The 19641-nt window shown below is 44.7% G+C and carries 16 protein-coding genes; 6 read left to right on the top strand and 10 right to left on the bottom strand.

The genetic code is table 11. The features are described 5' to 3' along the window. Positions 1–18 precede the first annotated feature (18 nt). Positions 19–5046, top strand: a complete 5028-nt coding sequence (locus tag CPIN_RS20505) for a DUF4132 domain-containing protein (protein WP_012791760.1) — start codon at positions 19–21, stop codon at positions 5044–5046. Here CPIN_RS20505 and CPIN_RS20500 read toward each other — a convergent pair. Then, entirely contained in the window at positions 5036–5254 is a 219-nt protein-coding gene (locus CPIN_RS20500; protein ID WP_012791759.1) for a YwbE family protein, read from the bottom strand. The two genes, CPIN_RS20505 and CPIN_RS20500, sit on opposite strands and share 11 nt — an antisense overlap. 41 nt (positions 5255–5295) lie before the next feature. Next, the gene (locus CPIN_RS20495; RefSeq protein WP_012791758.1) at positions 5296–7527 is read right to left on the bottom strand and encodes an ATP-binding protein; all 2232 of its coding nucleotides are present in this window, start codon (positions 7525–7527) and stop codon (positions 5296–5298) included. 238 nt (positions 7528–7765) lie between these two features. Here CPIN_RS20495 and CPIN_RS20490 point away from each other — a divergent pair, with 238 nt between their 5' ends. Further along, complete coding sequence (locus tag CPIN_RS20490) at positions 7766–8611, top strand: LamG domain-containing protein (RefSeq protein WP_012791757.1); 846 nt, start codon at positions 7766–7768, stop codon at positions 8609–8611. A gap of 438 nt (positions 8612–9049) precedes the next feature. Next, positions 9050–9613, top strand: a complete 564-nt coding sequence (locus CPIN_RS20485) for a hypothetical protein (protein ID WP_012791756.1) — start codon at positions 9050–9052, stop codon at positions 9611–9613. A 110-nt stretch (positions 9614–9723) separates the two neighbouring features. On the opposite strand, the gene CPIN_RS20480 is transcribed toward CPIN_RS20485, so the two are convergent. Together CPIN_RS20480 and CPIN_RS20475 are read right to left on the bottom strand one after the other, a co-directional pair. Further along, positions 9724–10545 (bottom strand): phosphodiester glycosidase family protein, encoded by an 822-nt coding sequence (locus CPIN_RS20480; RefSeq protein ID WP_012791755.1) that lies wholly within the window; start codon positions 10543–10545, stop codon positions 9724–9726. Between the two features lie 25 nt (positions 10546–10570). Continuing rightward, positions 10571–11119, bottom strand: coding sequence for a putative glycolipid-binding domain-containing protein (locus tag CPIN_RS20475; protein ID WP_012791754.1), 549 nt, complete (start codon positions 11117–11119; stop codon positions 10571–10573). Between the two features lie 80 nt (positions 11120–11199). Here CPIN_RS20475 and CPIN_RS20470 point away from each other — a divergent pair, with 80 nt between their 5' ends. Beyond that, entirely contained in the window at positions 11200–11706 is a 507-nt protein-coding gene (locus tag CPIN_RS20470) for a hypothetical protein (protein ID WP_012791753.1), read from the top strand. A 107-nt stretch (positions 11707–11813) separates the two neighbouring features. Here the strand turns inward: CPIN_RS20470 and CPIN_RS20465 are convergent, their stop codons facing one another. The 3 genes from CPIN_RS20465 to cysC all read right to left on the bottom strand — a co-directional run bounded on the left by CPIN_RS20465 (position 11814) and on the right by cysC (position 15666). Next, the gene (locus CPIN_RS20465; RefSeq protein ID WP_012791752.1) at positions 11814–14183 is read right to left on the bottom strand and encodes an ABC transporter permease; all 2370 of its coding nucleotides are present in this window, start codon (positions 14181–14183) and stop codon (positions 11814–11816) included. A gap of 85 nt (positions 14184–14268) precedes the next feature. Continuing rightward, entirely contained in the window at positions 14269–15093 is an 825-nt protein-coding gene (locus tag CPIN_RS20460; RefSeq protein ID WP_012791751.1) for a sulfotransferase, read from the bottom strand. A gap of 12 nt (positions 15094–15105) precedes the next feature. Beyond that, positions 15106–15666, bottom strand: coding sequence for an adenylyl-sulfate kinase (cysC, locus tag CPIN_RS20455; protein ID WP_012791750.1), 561 nt, complete (start codon positions 15664–15666; stop codon positions 15106–15108). 526 nt (positions 15667–16192) lie between these two features. Here cysC and CPIN_RS20450 point away from each other — a divergent pair. Both CPIN_RS20450 and CPIN_RS39650 read left to right on the top strand, forming a co-directional pair. Beyond that, a complete protein-coding gene (locus CPIN_RS20450) occupies positions 16193–16564 on the top strand; it encodes an RIFT barrel domain-containing protein (protein WP_336469986.1) in 372 nt (123 codons plus the stop codon). A gap of 46 nt (positions 16565–16610) precedes the next feature. Beyond that, entirely contained in the window at positions 16611–16772 is a 162-nt protein-coding gene (locus CPIN_RS39650; RefSeq protein ID WP_222838262.1) for a DUF6250 domain-containing protein, read from the top strand. Between the two features lie 2 nt (positions 16773–16774). Here the strand turns inward: CPIN_RS39650 and CPIN_RS20445 are convergent, their stop codons facing one another. The 3 genes from CPIN_RS20445 to CPIN_RS20435 form a co-directional block, all read right to left on the bottom strand. Further along, positions 16775–17056, bottom strand: a complete 282-nt coding sequence (locus CPIN_RS20445; protein WP_012791749.1) for a hypothetical protein — start codon at positions 17054–17056, stop codon at positions 16775–16777. A gap of 83 nt (positions 17057–17139) precedes the next feature. Beyond that, positions 17140–18222 carry an AI-2E family transporter gene (locus tag CPIN_RS20440; RefSeq protein WP_012791748.1) on the bottom strand — a complete coding sequence of 361 codons (1083 nt, stop codon included), beginning with the start codon at positions 18220–18222 and terminating at the stop codon, positions 17140–17142. 180 nt (positions 18223–18402) lie between these two features. Further along, positions 18403–19584, bottom strand: a complete 1182-nt coding sequence (locus CPIN_RS20435; RefSeq protein ID WP_083781121.1) for a DUF4369 domain-containing protein — start codon at positions 19582–19584, stop codon at positions 18403–18405. Positions 19585–19641: the final 57 nt, after the last annotated feature.

Below are 19641 nucleotides of genomic sequence, written 5' to 3'. Positions count from 1 at the left end.
AAACCTTAAACTTTTAGAATGGACATTCGCCAATTCTTCCCCACGAAGATTATCCCTGACTTTGAAACAAACCTTGTTTCGACCCTGAAATCCGTGTACGACGGAACTGCCAGCCACGAACTACTGACAAAAAGAACTGCAGAAATTACCCTTCAGCTGATGGGTAAACTACAGGAAAAAGAGCAGGTCAGCTTTGTGTCTTATGCAATGACAGCTGCTCGCCAGGAGAGAATAACGGAACTGTTGCCCACCGAAAATGAATGGGATAACGAAGAACTGTACAACCTTTTGCGTTTTCTCTTTGGCGATGAAAAAGCCGTGTACGTAAAACATGCCTGGAGCAAGTTTCCCAACCTCATGTACATGAGCGGTTGGAATCGCCGCTCTTTCCGTGCTCCTGAAAGAAGAGAAAAATACCTGCCTAATCAGCTCACTTTTCTGAAAGGGATTATGCTGCAGGTACACGTCTACGGCATCGACACGCATTACCAGTACGAGTGCTATGATCTCACTATCAAAGAACAGATTATTGTGGACCATGAGCATGATACACAATATCTTTATCATATGTGGGCGGCAGCCATCGATCTGGGTAATGAAGAGATATTTAAGCTATTTGAAGATATTATTTACAATAAAGAGCCGGAAGGTAAAGTCAGCGACGGTATCATCAGAGCGCTCCTGTTAAGCGAACGCGAAGATGCCTGGCAACTGGTAGAGAAACTACTGTTGTCAGCACAAAGACAAGAGGGATTACGGCAGACCATACTCGAAGCACTGGACGATTGCAGTACCGGCGCTTTGAAGTATATGCTCAAAGTGGTTATAGATAACAAACTGACCAGATTTTCCTCCGTCGTAAGAGCACTGGATGTATGGGCCGGTATCAACTGGGAGTCTGAAAAAGAATCCGCTGTTATTCGCTTCCTTCAAAAAGCACATACGTATCTGTCAGATCCCTCACTGATCCCCGCGGCAATTAACGGTGACGACTTTTCTGATATATACATGGGGCTCTGGGCGCAAGGTGTATATAATGTAGAGCAGACATTGCCCTATCTAACAACATTAGCCCACAGCTCCTCCAGGCAGAAGCGGAGTATTGCCCAGCAGTTTGTAGATGATACCAGCCACTACCAGCTGATGCTCTCTGTAGGACGCATTGGTATAGAAGATGAAAGTTTAGCAGTCGTTGCCCTGGCAACCGCTGTGCTGCGTGAGCCGATTGCCGATGATCCTAAACGTTATAATGAACAGTATCCCGACCTGTTTGATAAACTACATGCTGTCATTTTACGCTCCGACGTCAAAGAGAAAACCTTTGATAAATTACCCTTCAGCTGGATGAATAATCAATATAAGCGTAGTGATGTATTACAGGCAATGCTCCCGCTGATATTCGATCAGCAGGACAGACTGGATCTGATGATGTCCTATTTTGACGACATGGATCTTGATGTGAAATCAACCATGACAAGACGGATCCTGAAAGGATATGCAAAATCATACTATGAGGATCCCGAAAAACTGGAACCTGTCACCAGTTTCCAGCGTGGCTTCAGTATGCGTATCATCAGGGAAAGAGGCGAATCTTTACAGAATGCCGGTTTCAAAGCCCTGGCCACAGTGGAACTGGACAAAGAAGAACTGAAAGTATTCAAAGACCTCCTGAAACGCAAAAGTGGCGGCATACGTAATCAGATCATCGGTATCCTGCTGAAACAGCCGGATACACTGCTGATCAGCGTACTGAAAGAGCTGCTGGAAGGAGATGGAGAGCAACGTCTCGCCGGACTCGATATCGCCCTGCAATTACAGCAGCAACAACGTTTACTGGATGCCCTGCAGCCATTACTGGAGGCATTCAGAAGCAGAAAGAGCATTCCGGAAAAGGAGGCTATTATACTCGGCCAGCTATCCGCTGAAGGGACCGGGGCTGTTGTTTATGACAGCAGTAATGGTTACGGATTATATGATCCGGCAGCTATACCCCCCATTGTAAAACCTGTTCCTGATCCGACTGATTTCTATCACCAATGCTTAGCCCAGGGAAACTTTGGCTTGTCGCAGCCGGTAGAAAAGGTTAAACAGGCGTTGCTGGACCTCTACAAGCTATTCATCGCGAACAAAGACTTCGAATACCAGGTAGAAGGTTATAATAACAATGTAGAAACGGTATTACTGGGACAGCTTTTCTCCAGGATGTCAAGAATCGCTGAAACGACGCTTTCGCCTGAAGAGGAATATGCTACGTATCCGTTACCGGAACTATGGAAAGGCTGGTATGAACAATCCGGACTAACACCAGGAGATCTGTATATTCTGAGTGAACTGACTGTCCAATCTGAGTATGACGGCTTTACGGAGGACAATCAGGTGGCGAAACCATTTATAGCAGAGCTGATGGCCTATATGCCTGAAAATCTGCCAAGCGAATACGCCTACCGATGGTCAAACCCATTATTGCAGATCATGCAGGCATTGCAGATCATCCATCCTTTCGCAGAAACAGAACCATTCCTGGTAGGTGCTGCAGCCACAGCCTTTGCAGCTTTACCGGAAGAAGTATTGAAAGCAACATTCGACACATACAGTTACTATAACGGAGGAGATGGCTGGCAGCAGGACTCCATCCTGAACTGGTATATCAATAAGATCACGATCAGCCGGCTGCCGGAAGAACTGCTTACACGCTGCTGGGATCTATATCATTGGCGTCAGTTCAGCGGTCTGCCCCAAAACAGCAAATATTATTTACCCCCACTGGACCTCTTTGGCAGAGCATTTCAGAGCGGATTGATCTCCGAAAGTGAAATGTACCGCGGTATCCTCTCCGGTGATAATATCAGGGAACTCTCCGACAGAAAAAGGGCGAAACATGAAAAGAGCTATTTCGATAGGTATCCTTTCTTACAGGCTATGTTCCTACGCGTACGGGAACATTTGCTCGATATAGAACTGAAACGGGGTGATACCGCTACTACCGTGACGGATTTTGTGAAGGAACTGGAATCACTGGAAGGTATCAATCGTTTTGCAGACATCCTGGCTGGTATGGGTAAAACCACGCTGCACAAAGGCTATATCTACTCTTCTGAAAGCGAAAACAAACAGCAGTTATTCAGTACCCTGCTAAAGAGATGTTTCCCGCTGGATACCGATACAGACGAGATGTTCGCAGCTGCTATGAAGCGTATCAAGGTCACCGAAACCCGTTTGCTGGAAGCGGCCGTATATGCACCGCAATGGCAGAAATTTGTGAGCAAATACCTTAGCTGGAAAGGGCTGGATACCGCTATCTGGTGGATGCATGCGCATACGAAGACTTCGACCTATGCAGAAAAAACGCCTGAGGCAGAAAGCGAGATCGCACGCTACTCTACCATAGATGTACAGGACTTCAAAGACGGTGCGGTTGACAAAGAATGGTTTGAACAGGCTTACCAGGAAATAGGGCAGGAGCGCTGGCAGAAGGTCTATGACGCTGCTAAATACATCAGCGATGGCAATGGTCACCGCAGAGCGAGATTATATGCAGATGTAATGACTGGCGACCTGAAGATCAAAGAAGTTACAGAGAAAGTAAAAGATAAACGTGACCAGGATTACCTGCGTGTTTATGGGCTGATACCATTGAACAAATCCAACGCAGAAAAGGATATCCTGGCCCGCTACGAATATATCCAGCAGTTTAAAAAAGAAAGTAAACAGTTTGGCGCCCAGAAACAAACCAGTGAAGGGACTGCCATCCGCATCGCCATGGAAAACCTGGCCAGAAATGCAGGTTACGCAGATCCGCAACGACTGACCTGGGCCATGGAAACCAAACAGGTACAGCAGATCCTGTCCAGGGAGACGCAGGTACAATACGACGACGTATTGATTGGCCTGATTATCGGTGATGATGGTGAAGCAGATGTGGTAGCGTTCAAAGAAGATAAAAAACTGGCTGGTATACCCGCCAAATACAAAAAGGATACGAAAGTACTGGAGCTGTTAGAGTTCAAAAAGACCTTGAGAGAGCAATTCCGTCGTTCCCGCAAAGCGCTGGAAGAAGCGATGGTAAGAGGTGATGCGTTTGAGGCGGAAGAACTTAGCAACCTGTTTACGCATCCGATTATTGCCAGACACCTGGATAAACTTGTGTTCGTCACGTCTAAAGGACATGGTTTCTGGAAAGATGGCGCATTAGCGCCTGCTAAAGGCAAAGCGACGAAAATCGCGGCTGGTGACAAAGTTCGTATTGCACATTGCGTGGACTTACACGCCAATGGCAGCTGGAGTGATTATCAGCAGTATTGCTTTGAAAAACAGGTACAACAGCCATTCAAACAGATCTTCCGTGAACTGTATGTTCCGATACACGAAGAATTGCAGGAAAAGTCCATTTCCCGCCGTTATGCCGGTCACCAGGTACAACCGTCCAAAACAGTGGCATTGCTGAAATCAAGGGGCTGGAAAGTGGATTATGAAGAAGGGTTACAGAAGGTATTCCACAAGCAGGGCTTTATGGTGAAGATGTATGCACAGGCGAATTGGTTCTCTCCGGCAGAAGTGGAAAGTCCTGTATTAGAAGAAATCATCTTCCATAATATCAAGACCTGGGAGAATGTAGCTTTTGAAACGATCGATCCACTGATCTTCAGTGAGGTAATGCGTGATATAGACCTGGTAGTAAGCGTAGCTCATGCTGGCGGTGTAGATCCTGAGGCCAGCCATTCCACCATCGAAATGCGCACGGTATTGCTGCAGGAAAGCGCCAGATTGTTTAAGCTGGATAATGTCACTGTCAGCGGTAACCACGCGAAAATAGCCGGAGAATACGGAGAATACAGCGTACATCTGGGCAGTGCCGTGGTACACCAGATGCCGGGTAAATACCTGTCTATCTTACCGGTGCATTCACAGCAGCGTGGCAGATTATTCCTGCCTTTCGCAGATGATGATCCGAAATCGGCTGAACTGATCGCTAAAGTGCTGTTACTGGCAAGAGATAAAGAAATCCAGGATCCGACCATCCTGCGTCAGCTGCGGTTTACGAATTAGCCACTATTTCGTCATCATCGGCAAAAGCAGCAACGCGGCCGATCTGACCATCCTCCAGTTTGACTTTTATACCCCGGGAATGGAACGTGGCGGAAGTAAGAATGCTCTTAACAATACCATACGTCAGCTTACCGCTACGCTGGTCTTTTTTGAGAATGATCGCCACTCCCAGTCCCGGGTATATATCTTTTCTGTATTGGCCGTCCATATTTTATGAATTGTGGACGCAAAGGTAGGTATTTTGCAGGATCATAAAGGAAAGGAGACGCTAAACACGGCGCCATGGCCTTCCTGTCCCTCCGCAGAGATCATCCCGTTGTGATTATCCATGATCTTTTTACAGATGGCCAGTCCGATACCGATATTAGACTGATTCTCCTTATTCAGGCTCTGGAAGATCTTAAAAATGATGTCGGCATACTTGTTATGAAACCCGATGCCATTGTCGCTGAAGGAAATAATATGATGCCGGGGACCGCGATGATAACTGATATTCAGTTTCAGTGGTACATCTTCTTTAGAGAATTTCAGGGAATTAGATATCAGGTTGGAGAATAGCTGTTCTGCCTGATAAGGCAATACGCTTAGTTGCGGCAGGGCATCTGTGGTGATAACCGCCTCTTTCGCATTGATCTCCTTACGGTATTTCCCCAATACCTGTGTAAGCGTATTATTGAGGTTTATTTTTTCAAATTCTTCGTTGGACTTGCTCATGGTAGCAAAAGACAGCATACTGTCCAGTAGCAATTGTATTTTGGAGGCGGCATTCTGTATTTTGACCAGGGAGTCTTTATACACGTCCAGCGACACTTCCGAATAGAAGGTTCTGGAAGCGAAAAGCTGTATTTTACGCAGTGGTTCTTTCAGGTCATGTGCACTGATCCAGTTAAAGTTTTCGAGTTCAGCATTAGCAGCTTCCAGTTTTGCCGCCAGTTCTTTATAGCGATTTTCTTCTCTTCTGATATCCGCCAGATGGGCCTGTTTCTGCAGGTTACCCGCCAGACGTGCAGCAGTAGTTAACTCAGGCACCGCCCATTCTTCACTATAATGTTTCACCACTTCCTTCCACAGCTCAAATGATTTACGGGGTGAGAGTCTGGCGCCTGCTGAGTCCATCACAATCCCCTTGCTTGGATTACCCGCCCAGTTGATTGATTTCTCCATCTCCGGACGTAGCCAGAGTGCACAGTTTTTACCACCTGAATCCAGTGCATGATAGATCAAACCGGCTGCTGTATCATTCATCGCTTCAGCAGGAGGGTAAACCGCTATCAGGTGATCGGTGGAGAATTGTCCGTTACCGGCATGTTCCTTCAGCCATTCCAGTAAAGGAAGCAATTGTCTATCGGGGGGCACTTTCCCGTTTCTGAAAATCGTATCATTCTGCACGATAACAAAGCCGGATGCGCGTATACAGTCCCTCAGCAATGTATTATGATAATGTTGTGCTATAAAGTCATCTCCTGTAGACATCAGCTCCAGCAAGGGCCGGATATTGTCTTCGATATATTGTGCGTAATTATATTCATCAGCTGCTTGTCTGACCTTGATCTGGGACGTGAAAAAATATCCCTGTAACAACGCGGATAAACGTGTATAATGCGGAATGTTTTTCTGCGAATAATGATGACAGGAGATCAGTCCCCAGAGTTTATTATCCTGCAAGAGAGAGATCGTAAGTGTCGCCTTGACACCCATATTCTTCAGATACTCGATATGTATGGGAGATACACTTCTGAGAATGGATAAGCTGAGGTCGAGGTGTTTCTCTTCCTTTTCATCTGCAATGGTATACAGCGGAACGGGTGTATAATCTACATCCACGATCATGCGTAGCATATTGGTCAGGTACAAGGCCCGGGCCTGCGCAGGAATATCGGTATGCGGATAGTTATGACCCAGTAATGGCAGTAGCTCTTCCTGTTTCGCCTCTGCGATCACTTCTCCATTGTAGTTCTTATCAAAACGATAGATCATTACACGGTCATAACCGGTGATGGCCCTGGTTTCCTGTGCAATAGACTGACATAACTGCCGCAGGTCCTGTGCATCATTCAGATAAGAAACGAACTGTTGTGTTTGTTTATAAAGGTTAGGCAGGTCCAGCGTTCCATCAGGAAAAGGTTCAAATTCCAGGATAACGGTACTGTTACTGATATGCGGTTTGGTGTTGTATTTTACATTGTTGATGGTGAAGACAAATGGTTGACTCTGGTCAAATGAGGCTGCTGTCAGAAATTCGCGTAGCAGATCTTCCTGTTCTGCACTACATAACTGTTGCAGGGGTTTACCTAAAAGCTGCTGATGTGTAAACCCTGTGTACGTGAATACATTTTCGCTGCTATACCTGATAAGCAGGGAATCCGCTGCCAGCCCAAGTAAAAAGCCATGCTCCTGGATACAACCCGGAATGTGGATCGGTTCACTTTCACAGTTCAATAAGTTGGTATTATCCTTATTGACAATACTTCTGATATTCATTAACACATTGAGATTGTTCAGGAAAATGTTTTACTTTCCAATCCTTCGGACTGGTTATCTTGAATAACGAAGTTACCCTTAGTTCACTTTAGAAAAGGCATAATAGGCATTGGTAACTAGTCGATTCAGTCCATAAAATTAAAGAAATATCTGTCTCATTGTTAACTAATTCTTAGCGGCCACAGGCTTTCTCTTAATACGACCCTGTATGATTTTACTCATTCTTAAATGCCACATTATGAAAACACTAAGCGGACTGCTAATTGCTCTGCTCAGCCCATTGTTGTTTGCCTGCCAGAAACAGGCAGTTGTTGAACAAACACCCAAACTTTCCCTGGACGGCCTTCAACAGGCTGCTGTAGCGGCTGATACCTGGGAAACCGTGATTGACAATACCAGCTTTGTCAGTTATACGGCTTTTGAAGCAAACTGGAATTATCTATACCCCTGGGGATCTGATCATAACGGAACGGCCCGTATGTATGGCAGTCCCACCGATCATAACCATATCTATCTCAACAACGGGGTATTAACTATCAAAGCGACACGTATCAACTGGAATGAAGGCAACAGCAGTAGTGATCCATATCTCCCGATCCGCTACCATTCGGGCGCTGTCAATACCAAAGAACATATCGTTGTCAATGACCAGTTTCCCAACTGGGAAGTAAAATGTGATTTTCAGGTACCTGTAGTCACCGGTTCCTGGCCTGCTTTCTGGCTGACTGGCGTAAACAGCTGGCCACCCGAAAGCGATATCATGGAATTCAAAGGAAATGCCACAAACTGGCAGAATACGTTCAGAACACCTTCTGACGTGTCCAGTACCCTGACGACAGTCGCGTCTCCAGGCAACTGGCATACGTACCGTGCCTGGATCACAAAAGTGAGTGCGACGAATGTAGATATTCACTATTACATCGATGGTGTATGGAAAGCGGTGCACAACGCAAATTTTGTGGGTAAACCGCTCTATGTGATCATTAATATGCAGATGGAAGGCTCCAGCGGGAGTCCTGGCCCCTCAGCAGATACTTATCTGAATGCCAGGAATATTTATATAGGAAGAACAAGGGCCTATTAAAAATGAGAAGCCTGTGGTGTTATATAAAAAATGAGTATGTTTGCCAGACACGGCAGCTGTGTCAGCTGTTAACCCTCTATTGTAATTGCACCTGCCACCATTACTAAACCTTATACCTAAGAGAATGTACATGCTTGACTTATTTCATCGGAATACCTGTAAGGGCAGCAGACTGTCCGGATACCCGTATTTGTGCTTTGTCTGGGCCGGATAATCCATCTATGCTTATGAGATTTACCAGATAATGATTATCCTTCGTCTGATCTTACGATTTCAATGTAGGATGAATGCAGGATAACACAAGACAGACTATTGATAAAACGACCAACCTGGCATTGATTACACAGATAAAGGTAATACAGACCCTGTATTGACGCTGCATTATTGCATAACGTCATCATCAATGATTGCCGGAAGAGACACACAACTTACTAAGCGATGAAGGACATTAACGGAAGAATAACAGGCCAGATTATCATGATCTCACTTGGATTGATTTTTATTACGTTCATATTCATAATGGCCAATCAACCTGAGTGGGACCCGACTGTACGACAAGAAACTACGAATGACTTTGTAGAACGATATATAACAGATTTCACCAAACTGGCGGAAGCCCTTGATAGCCGCGACTTTGACAAACGGGCATTCAATGCCGATTATAATCAGAAAAAAGACAAATTTGTATTATCTCCAGATGATTCCTTGTCTGATACGCCTGCATCAGACACTTTGAGAAGGATGTTATATAATGCAAGAGCTAAATACGGACTGGACTACCTGGCGCACCGCGAGCACACTAATTTTTATCGCCTGGTGATGGGCCCAAGAACAACACATTTCTCGGTGTTGGTGATGCAGGGAACAGATAGCATTCCACGCATGGAATTTATAAATGACTCCACGGCCATGAACCTGTCCATATCAGCGGAAGTCAGGAAGGCGGCATTGAAAGATCATGGCGTCACCCATGTATCCGGCAGGGTATGGGTGGATATGTAATTTAGCACAATTAGAGTCGCGGGTAATAATGCCAGGAACGATGACACTATATCGGGTAAGGGGACAATATTGACGGATGATGCTTAATATTGGATCAATCACAATGCTGTTTATCGGGCAGTTACCGCTATCATTGCGCCAAAATCTCCGTTTAAGTCTCCTGGCCGGCTGTTTTTCAGATACATCTTTGAAATAGCGCCATCCAGATACAGCGCGTCTTTACAGCCGAAACGCGCCTTAAAGATGGACGCAAAATCATAAAAAGTCGTTTGCGCTTCTTTCGATATAATAAAAACGACATTCCCGTTGGATAGTATACCAACACCGCTTCGCAGATTACGGTTAACAGATCCGGGATTGAATTTAGCGTTGATTATTCCTTTGCTGACAAGCATCGGACCGGACTGTGTGGCAGCTACGATTTTGCTATGTGCACGGGATCTTTTAAGATAATCAGTGGTTGTACTGACATGGGGACCGGTATGATCAAGGTAAAACACACCATTGGGCTGCATATAGAAATTCCCCGGTTGATCTGTGGCAGCGTCAATAGGGCGTAATTCCCTGCCTTGTGAGATGAACAAACCTACCGGTATGTTATTTTTCATAAACATCCCGCCGTTAGTGATCATGAGGATGTCTTTCTTTTTTTCTAATAATACATCCTGTAATGCCTGAATGGATTTATAAGGCGTTTGCTGGTCTGCTGACAACCAATGCAGGGATATATCGCTGACAGCAGGATTGACCACAATAGCGTCATACTGCTGCCCATTGTGGGTGAATGTAATTTCACCGACATGCCCCATCAATGTCGTAGTATCATTGACCTGTCTGCGGACTTCCTGATACGGATAAGCATGATTTTCCGCCGCAAGACTAAAGGGCAGTACGAATAACAGTATGTTGAAAAAATGAAGCATTTTGATCATGTATTTCATAGGTTAACAGAAGTCACTAATAAGCCCGTTCCCATATCCCCGGATAATCTACTACCAATCCTGCTTCATCCACTACTATTTCGGCTGTAAAGCCCGAAGAAAGACTCTCATACTTATACCTGTCTTCCGTCAGTCTGGTGTAACGTTGCCTTGCTGGCTTAACCTCTATCGCCGGCAAATCAAAATACAACACGGCTATCTCCGCCGACGCGCCAACAGGCAGTTGTAATCTGTTTATCGGTAATGTATTGGTAAACGGTGTTAAAGAAATATCGATATCAGTACAATCATCAAATATCACGTGAATAATACCCTGTCTATCATGCCAGCGATTATCCCGCCTTGTAAACTGTAATGCGATTTCAGTATGCTCCAGTATGGTAATGTGTACACTACTCACTTCCCACTGTGTGTTTGTTTCGATTTTGTAGCGTACATGCAGTGGCTGTTCATTCACAAGGCCAGTAATATTACCTTCAGTCGTATGACCCATATCTGACTGGATATGAAGATATTCCAGCGTGTTGTAATAAATCCCCTTCCAGAGAATGCGCCGTGTACTCATAATAAAACAGTTTTACTGAAGTTACGCTAAACAACAAATAATACGAAATACATATTTTTTATTAGCTATTTTTGCCGCCCATGAAAAAAATAACTGTTCCTATAGCCCTCCTTGTTTTCGCATTTGCCTGTTCGGATGCAAAACAAGTAAAAACTGTAGCAGGTAAGGGCATTACAGATACGGCAACGTATATGCGCATTGGCAATCCAGATACAGCACTTGCCATTTTTATGTTCAGAGAGTGCTATCATTATGACTATCCTCTTCAGCGCGAATCATATATCAGATGGGAAACAGAACGCGAGAAAATACATCCGCTGATCGTTTCATTATTTGGTACGCATAAAGACTTTGAAGAACGTAGTCGTCAGATCGATGTTAATCAGCTACGTTTTCTCAATGACGCCCGGAAAGAACTGGCCATGAGTGCGGACGAGTTCAATACAATCAGCGATATGATGGAGTTTGAATACCTCACAGGTAGAAAAGACAGTGCAGTAAGAGTATTGATGGAAGGCATGATCGCTGATGAAAAAGTGAGCGACGATGAGAAAAGTACGCTAAAAAACACACTTGAAAGTATGTAATGTAAGCAAAGAAAAAACTGCATGAAGTGATGCAAACAGCATACTCCATGCAGTTTTATCAATTTATTTTTACTACCCGATTAACAATACATTGTACGCCACAGGAATTATTCTGCTTTTAACACCTTCACCGGATTCTTTCTTGCGGCACGAATGGATTCCCAGCCGACCGTCAATAGCGAGATAAGTAGAACGATCATTGCAGACAGCCCTAACATCCACCACTGAATATTAACCCGATATGCGAATCCTTCCAGCCATTTATTCATCGCCATATATGCTAAGGGCGTTGCAATCAATAAACCAATTACTACCAGGCTGATAAAATCCTTTGTCAGCATGGTAACCATACCCGTAACAGAAGCACCGAATACTTTCCTGATACTGATCTCTTTATTTCTTGCTGCTGATATAAACAGTGTAAGTCCGTATAATCCGAGGCAACCCAGCAATATCGCTACGACTGCAAACACCTGTATTAGTCCCAGTAATATATTTTCTGTCAGGTAAAAACGGGCCAGCATATCATCTACAAAATTCATTCTGAATACCTGATCCGGATAGATTGTACTCCACGTTTTTTCTATTCCGGGAATGGTAGCCGCAGTGCCTGTTTTTATTGCAGCGATACTGTATTCCGACGGGAGGTTTAATAAGATGACGGGGCGCATGGCATGATGCAGATCCTGTGAATGGAAATCTGCCACGACACCAACAATACGTTTATCTCTTCCCCATATATTGATCTTTTTACCAATCGCCTCCTGTGGAGATACTAATCCTAATTGTTTTATCGCCATTAATGACAACATTGCTTCATCATTGAGTGTGTCATTGTTATGAAAGTTAGTGCCTGCAAGTAATTGCAAACCAAATAATCCTGCGTAAGCTGTATCTGCTATTTTCACATTGACAGGGAATCCCGCCTTACGATTTTCATAGCTGAAAGAAACAGGGTCGTTACGGAAAGAGGAGGGAATTTCAGCTGCCAGGGATACCTGCTCCACCCCGGGTGTCTTTTCAAGCAGTTGACGCAGGGTTTCCTGCTTACTGCTACTGCCAGCAAGGGGTACGGTAAGGATGGCGGCCTTATTGAATCCCAGGTTGGTCTGGCGGATATACCTCACCTGTGCACTCATGACAATCACTGCAATGAGGAAGAACTGTGTGATAAAGAATTGTGTAATGACCAATACTTTTCGCAGAGAAACGCCTCTCGTCCGTATACCATTTGCACGCCCCTGTAATACGGCTATAGGTGTAAAGCGACTCAGTACAAGCGCCGGATATAAACCGGAAAGCAATATAACACCAGCTATCAAAGCCAGAAACCAGCTCAGAAAACGGGGGCGGAATAACCAAAGAACAGACATATCTGCATGTAGTACAGACAAGGCATTATTTAACCAGGGAAGACATAATTGTACAATGATAACAGATATAATAACGGCTGCCAAGGTCACCATAGCTGTTTCTGTCAGAAACTCGATAATCAGCTGTAACCTCGTACTGCCGATTGCCTTACGGATACCCGTTTCTTTCGAACGCCTGATAGACTGCGCAGTAGCCATATTGATGAAATTCATACAGGCCGCTGCTACCAATAGTATACCGATCACTGTCAGGACATATAGCAAGGGTCGTGGTACGGTGCCGCCATACTGTGTATTATGGCTCAATTCCTGCAGGGGAAGCGCCTGGAAATGTAATAAGTCAGCTTGTTCAGCGGATAAATATTTCCTGGAGGTCGTCTGGAGTGCCTGTTGTAAATGCCCGATTGACTGTGCTGTTTTCATGGTAACAAAACAGAGCGAAGGCGTATTGTTCCAGTCTGGCTTCTCATCTAAAGTCCCCTGTAATTGCGGCACCAGGTTATAAGACACCATGATATCATATCCTAACCTTGTATTAGATGGCGGATCTCCGATCAGGCCCTTTACAGTCAGATCGTGCTGGTTATTAATACGTAAAGAACGACCGATTACATCAGTCGTTCCGAAGTATTTAAGAGCATATCGTTCTGATAATACAACACCATCCGCTGCGTCCAGGGCTTTGTTTTTATCGCCAGTTTTCCAGTCCACGTCAAACACCTGGAAGAACTGTGATTCTGTAAAACAGATATTACGGGACTCTTCAAACTTACGCGTACTACCCGGAAGGGATATAATCTGTCCGAAAAGTGTTTCTAAACGCACAGCGGTTTCTACCGCTGTAAACTCTTCCCTTAAAATCCTGCCTAAGGGACGGGGAGTAGCGTCAGCATGTAGGGTATTTTCTCTGCGGATATCCGTAACGATCCAGAAAGTCCTGTCTGCTTTATGATGGTAGCGGTCGAAGCTAAACAGGTAGCCGACCAGCAGGAAGATCAGGATACCGCAGGATAAGCCTACGGTCAGACCAATAACATTGATAACAGTTGACCGCCGGCTGTTCCAGAGGCGCCGGAGCGAAATACGACAATAGTTGCGCAACATAACGAGGATCTGTTTAAGTGTACGTACTATTGTTATAGATGCCCGGTTGCCGGTTTTCCATAAAAATTCCTGTAGACGGGTCCGGCTATAGAGCCATCGCCAGCAGGCGGCATTGAATATCGGCTGCCTTCTGTAAAAGCGAGGGGTCTTTTACATAATGGATAATATCCAAAGGATCGCTGACCAGCTTCTCTTTATAGAGTGTGTCAAAATCATGGTATTGCAAGTCAAAGTTCCAGCTACCGGAAAGATGGCTAAATATCTCTTTGTTACTGGTTTTCAGTTTCGTGTTTTCTACTACTATATAAGCCTCTGCAGGCAGTTGCTGCAGGTGTTTAAGAATTGCTTCGTTATAGGTGATCCAGACGGCCAGGTGTTCATCACAATATTGCTTCAACAGCTTATTCTTCCGGTAAGGCTTTTTAAAATATCGCCAGATCAGTTTTGTAATCAGGTCACTTTGTTCATATTTCCAGGCGTGGAGGGTATATAGCCGCTGTACCAGCGAACTCACTACCGTTTTATAGTCACGCAGGATGACCAGGTAACGTGCGTGTGGTAATGTTTCCCTGTAAAAGGGCAGGAAAAGGCAGGTCCGTGGATCCTTCCATCCCCATTGCGTATTACCGGCAGCTTTACGATGTAACAAGGCTTTCAGGGAGGTACGCTGCGCTGTTGTAAGTGCCTGTGGAGACGCCGGGACCAGGCCATCGGAGGGTAGTTCATGCTCCGTCAATACCTGTTGATGGTAGTTATAAAAATCGATATCCTCATAGTGGCCGTCATTGTTGCCGATACCGGCTCCAAGGAAGCTGTCGCCCACATGCAGACCACACTTATAAAGCCATTGCGTAAGCAATGAGGTGCCCGAACGGTGCATGCCCGTTATAACCAAAACCTTATTGTTCATTTGTCTGTGCTGTTAAATTGAAGCCGCGTGGCTATATTGCTGCTCCTGTTTTTTTACGGCTTGCTGAATGAATTGGAAAAGTGTATTAGTACACGTCTGAATGCTGTTCCTGTGCGTCTGTAAGTGCAGATCAGGATGCGCAGGCGCCTCAAATGGATCATTGACGCCTGTCAGATTATTAAGTTTGTCAGGATGACTCTCTGGTAACAATGCTCTCTTATATAGTCCTTTCGTATCTCTCGCTATTAATTCATCCAGTGAACAATCGATATACACGGTTTTTACCTGCGCATATTTCATAGCCAGTTCGCGGCGGACCGCTTCATAAGGGTTGATGGCACTGATAATACAGGTAATACCATAACTGGATAAACGGCTGGCGACAAAACCAAGCCGACGAATGTTCTCACAGCGATCTTCTTTTGAAAAAGTCAGATCTCTGCAAAGGGATTCACGATAAGCATCACCGTCAATAATTTCGATAGGAATTCCGCATGTGGAAGCTTTCTGTTGTACGCTTCTGGCAATAGTTGTTTTTCCTGCGCCGGATAGGCCACATAGTTGTATAATCATCGCATATTGATTTACAGGTTGAACAGCTGACAGCAGTATCAGGGTAAATGGGACAGATGTTATAGGCGAATGGCAGGAATATGAGTATGCTAGTGCTCTTGCTCGTGTGCAGTTATAGGATAATGGTGGGTCACATATAGTGCTCGTATGCCAGTAATGCGAATATAGTTCGTTTACTGTCAGCGGCTAACAAATATAGATGAAATGCAAAAATCTGCCGATGTACGGCAAAATTGTTCCGCAGTAAAAAACTACATTTTAAGACATACTTTGATATCAATCTGGTGAAGTATATATTTGTCTACTTAATTAGTAGACTCATTATATGAGCCAGCTTTTCTGCAGAAAATATCAAATGACTATCAGTTTTAGTTATTTTACTATTAATTGTCCTATCGACAGGATATCATATAACCCTACCACTCAAATCATTTACCCAGCTAATGCGTTATGCTAAAAAAAAAACAGTTTATCAAGACGCGCATTTGTAAAAAACGCAGGACTATTAACCGCCGGATGGCCTGTTATATCCTCACTACCTGCTGTCACAACACAAATACCTCTCAATAATGATACTACTACAGCCGCGTTACAATGGCTGGGTGGTGCTGCTCCTGTGATAACTACCGGTACTACCTGGGGCGTACCCTGGCCCAAAGGAGTGGTGAAAAAAGAGGCAGGATTTTTATTGTCAGCCACCAAAGGGGAGACGGTGAATATGCAATCCTGGACCCTGGCTACATGGCCGGATGGTCCTGTCAAATGGAGCGCTCATGCGATAGGAGCAGACAAGGGACGCAACGCAGATCAACTGACCTTATCTGTTGCTAAAAACAGCACGATCAAAGGCAATCTGAAAGTCAATGATCATCCGGATCAGAATCGATCCGCATATTAGATAGTATCGTATTTGACGGCGACGAACAAAAAGACTTTATCACTGTATCGATATATGGGTACAAAATGGCACGGTTGTATTTGCTGTAGATGGAATTGAGTATTTCCATTACAGTGATCCTGCATCATTGCAGGAGGGCTATTTGGGTTTCCGTTCCACCTGGTCGAGACAGGAGATCAGCCAGTTTCAGATCACTACAATACAATAAAATTATACGGTAAATCGCTTAAAGATCGCCTTAGTAATAATCTTACAGTTTTCGGCAAGCTGGTCTAATGTGCAACTCAGTATTTCCATGTTGTATGGAAGATTGTCGCGCATCTCTATGAACTCAAGACACAAACCACATTGATCCGTGACATCAGGATTTCCTTTTAACTGGCTAAAGAGTTTATATGCCATCGTTCTGTCGGCTCCGAGGAAAAATCTGCCGAGATTTTCATGTCCGTCAGATGTCTTCAGGTGTAACAAAATGTGAAAGGTTGTTTCCATACGATATGTCATTTAGGCCATTAACGAAACTGACTATAAATTTACCAATTTCGGCCCGGACAGTCGTTGACCAGACAGAATTTTTACTCTTTTTTATGATTTGATTTGATGAGGTTGCCGGGGTTATTATCACCCAATAATTTACCCCAGGGTTTTAGTCCGTCGATATGGTCAAAAATGATCTTCAGAATCGCCACAAAAGGGATGGATAGGAACATACCACTAACTCCCCACAAGGCGCCTCCCATAAGAACTACCACGATAGAAATAAGCGCATTGATAGAGACTTTCGAAGCAACTACTTTGGGTACGATCAGGTGATTATCGATGAACTGTATCAGCAGGTAAACGCCTACTATCAGTAAAGGAGTTGTAAAGTTATCATTGGTAACGGTGGCGATCATTACAGGCAAAGCAATGGCGATCAATCCGCCGATATAAGGAATCAGGTTCAGAATAGCGCCGATTGTGCCGAGCAGTATGGCATATTTTACACCTAAAATCAATAGCGCAATTGAATTCAGTACAGCTATGATAGCTGTTTCAATCAGCAATCCTGCGATATAACTCTGAATTGCTCCTTTGGTTGATTGCAATACATCCTGTACATGCTCTTTGTGTTCGGAGCCGAAGCTTTCATATATAAAATTGACCAACTGGTTTTTATACAACAGGAGCAGAAATGTGTACACCGGTAGCAGAAAAAACACCCCTAATACGCCGAAAATAGACCCTAAAGTATGCCCGAGGTATTGTTGACCGTTATCAGTTAGTTTATGCAGCATATCGGTCTGTTTTTCCATGGAAATACCTAGTTTCAGTGCAACCCATTGCTGTAGTTCTCCCATCAGTTCCTGTGAGCGGGTTTTCAGGGTGGGAATCAGTTCTCCAAACTGACTGATCTGTGCGGATAAAAAATAGAACAAGCCAGCCAATACAAGTGCGGCAAGCAGCAGGCTGAGGGAAATCGCCCACACTTTGGGAATCCGGAGTCTCTCCAGTCTGTTACAGAGAGGATTCAGGAGAATGGCTATTAATCCTGCGAATGCGAAAGGTACCAGGATTTCTTTCAGCAGAAAGAGGAAATAAAAGAAAAGATAAAGGCCGATAAGGATCAGGGGCGCTTTAATAAGAAACGGGGACTGCTTGTTAGCGTTAGCTTGCATATGATATATTTTGGATCAGCTTGTATTGATCCCTATACCTTAATCATGCCAACTTCTGCCGCAGTACCCGTTGTAAATACCTGCATTATAATAGTCATGCTATACTTACGCTTTGTTAGTGCTACGTCCAAAAGACAGCGCTAACGGAGAGTAAGTATCGGATGACTGGATTACAAATATTTATAAGATTTCAGCCAGTTTTGTATCCAGCAGTTCGTAGTTTTCACCGCCACTGCCAAAACGGGCGATGATCATACCTTCAGGATTGATCAATATCTGCGTTGGTACGGCATGTACACCATACATATTGTAGATATCGCCTGGTTGTGGTTTACCATCCTCCTTGAACTTATTAGCGTCCAGTCCGCGGAGAATATTCGTCCAGATACCAATACCATCTTTGTCGATTGCTTTTTTCCAATCCTCTGGTTTGCTGTCATTATCAGCAATACCAATGATGGCGAATCCCTTGTCTTTGTAGCGGGCATAAAGCTCTTTCAGATGTACATTGTTTTTACGGCAGGGCAGGCACCAGCTGCCCCAGAAATCCAGCAACAGGTATTTCCCCTTAAAATCCAGCGGTGTAACGGCCTTACCGGTTGCGTCCCGCTGACTGAATAACTGTGCCTGGCTACCAGGTGCACCATTCTGTAGTTTGTTCAGAATGTCGGATAGCTCTTGTCCGTAAATACTGGTTTGCAGGAAAGGGGCGAGTTTGCCAATATGAGATTTCAGGTCTCCTGGTTTCATGTATGTGGCAAAGTACCGTAGTTCTGCTGCCGTTACATAAGAATCCGGGTGGGAGCGGAAGAAATCATAGCTGACTTCACGTGCCCTCTCTTCCAGGGGTGCAAGACTGCCTTTGGCTACATCCGCCTTCGATTTCAGAGCGGTCAGCTCTGCATCGGATTTTCTTGACTGAATGGCGCTCAGGTACTGTTTGTTGGCGTCTTCCAGTGATTTGGCAAGAGGTGCGATTTCCCTTTGTACATCTGCCCTGGCTGTCAGCAGTTCCTGGTACTCCGTCTGAGAGGCAGAACCAGTGACGGCGGCGTCCTCGAAGCTGGGAGATTTTACATTGATCGTCATCTGACCCGGATCAAGGTAAAAATCATAGCCATCTTCGCCATCACCACTGATGGTAGCCATGACAGGTTCACTTAGCATGCCTTTAAAGGAGAAACTGCCGTTTTTAATGGCGCAGCTGTCTTCCATGTAAAAGCCGTTGCCGTAGCGCAGATGGACAAATCCGCTGTTTTTCCCAGTGATTGTGCCATCTAACTGGAAAGGTCCCTTTTTCTCCTGGGCCATAGAATGCGTGGTTACAGCAATGCCTGTAACGATAACAAGTAGTCGTTTCATAGGGTCGTGGTCGGAATAATGATTAATGCTTACGTAAAAAGATTTCAGTTGTAATCA

Origin of the sequence: Chitinophaga pinensis DSM 2588, assembly GCF_000024005.1 — a bacterium.
Lineage (GTDB): Bacteria > Bacteroidota > Bacteroidia > Chitinophagales > Chitinophagaceae > Chitinophaga > Chitinophaga pinensis.
Note: the sequence above shows the minus strand (reverse complement) of the source record. Positions and strands in the feature narration are given on the sequence as shown.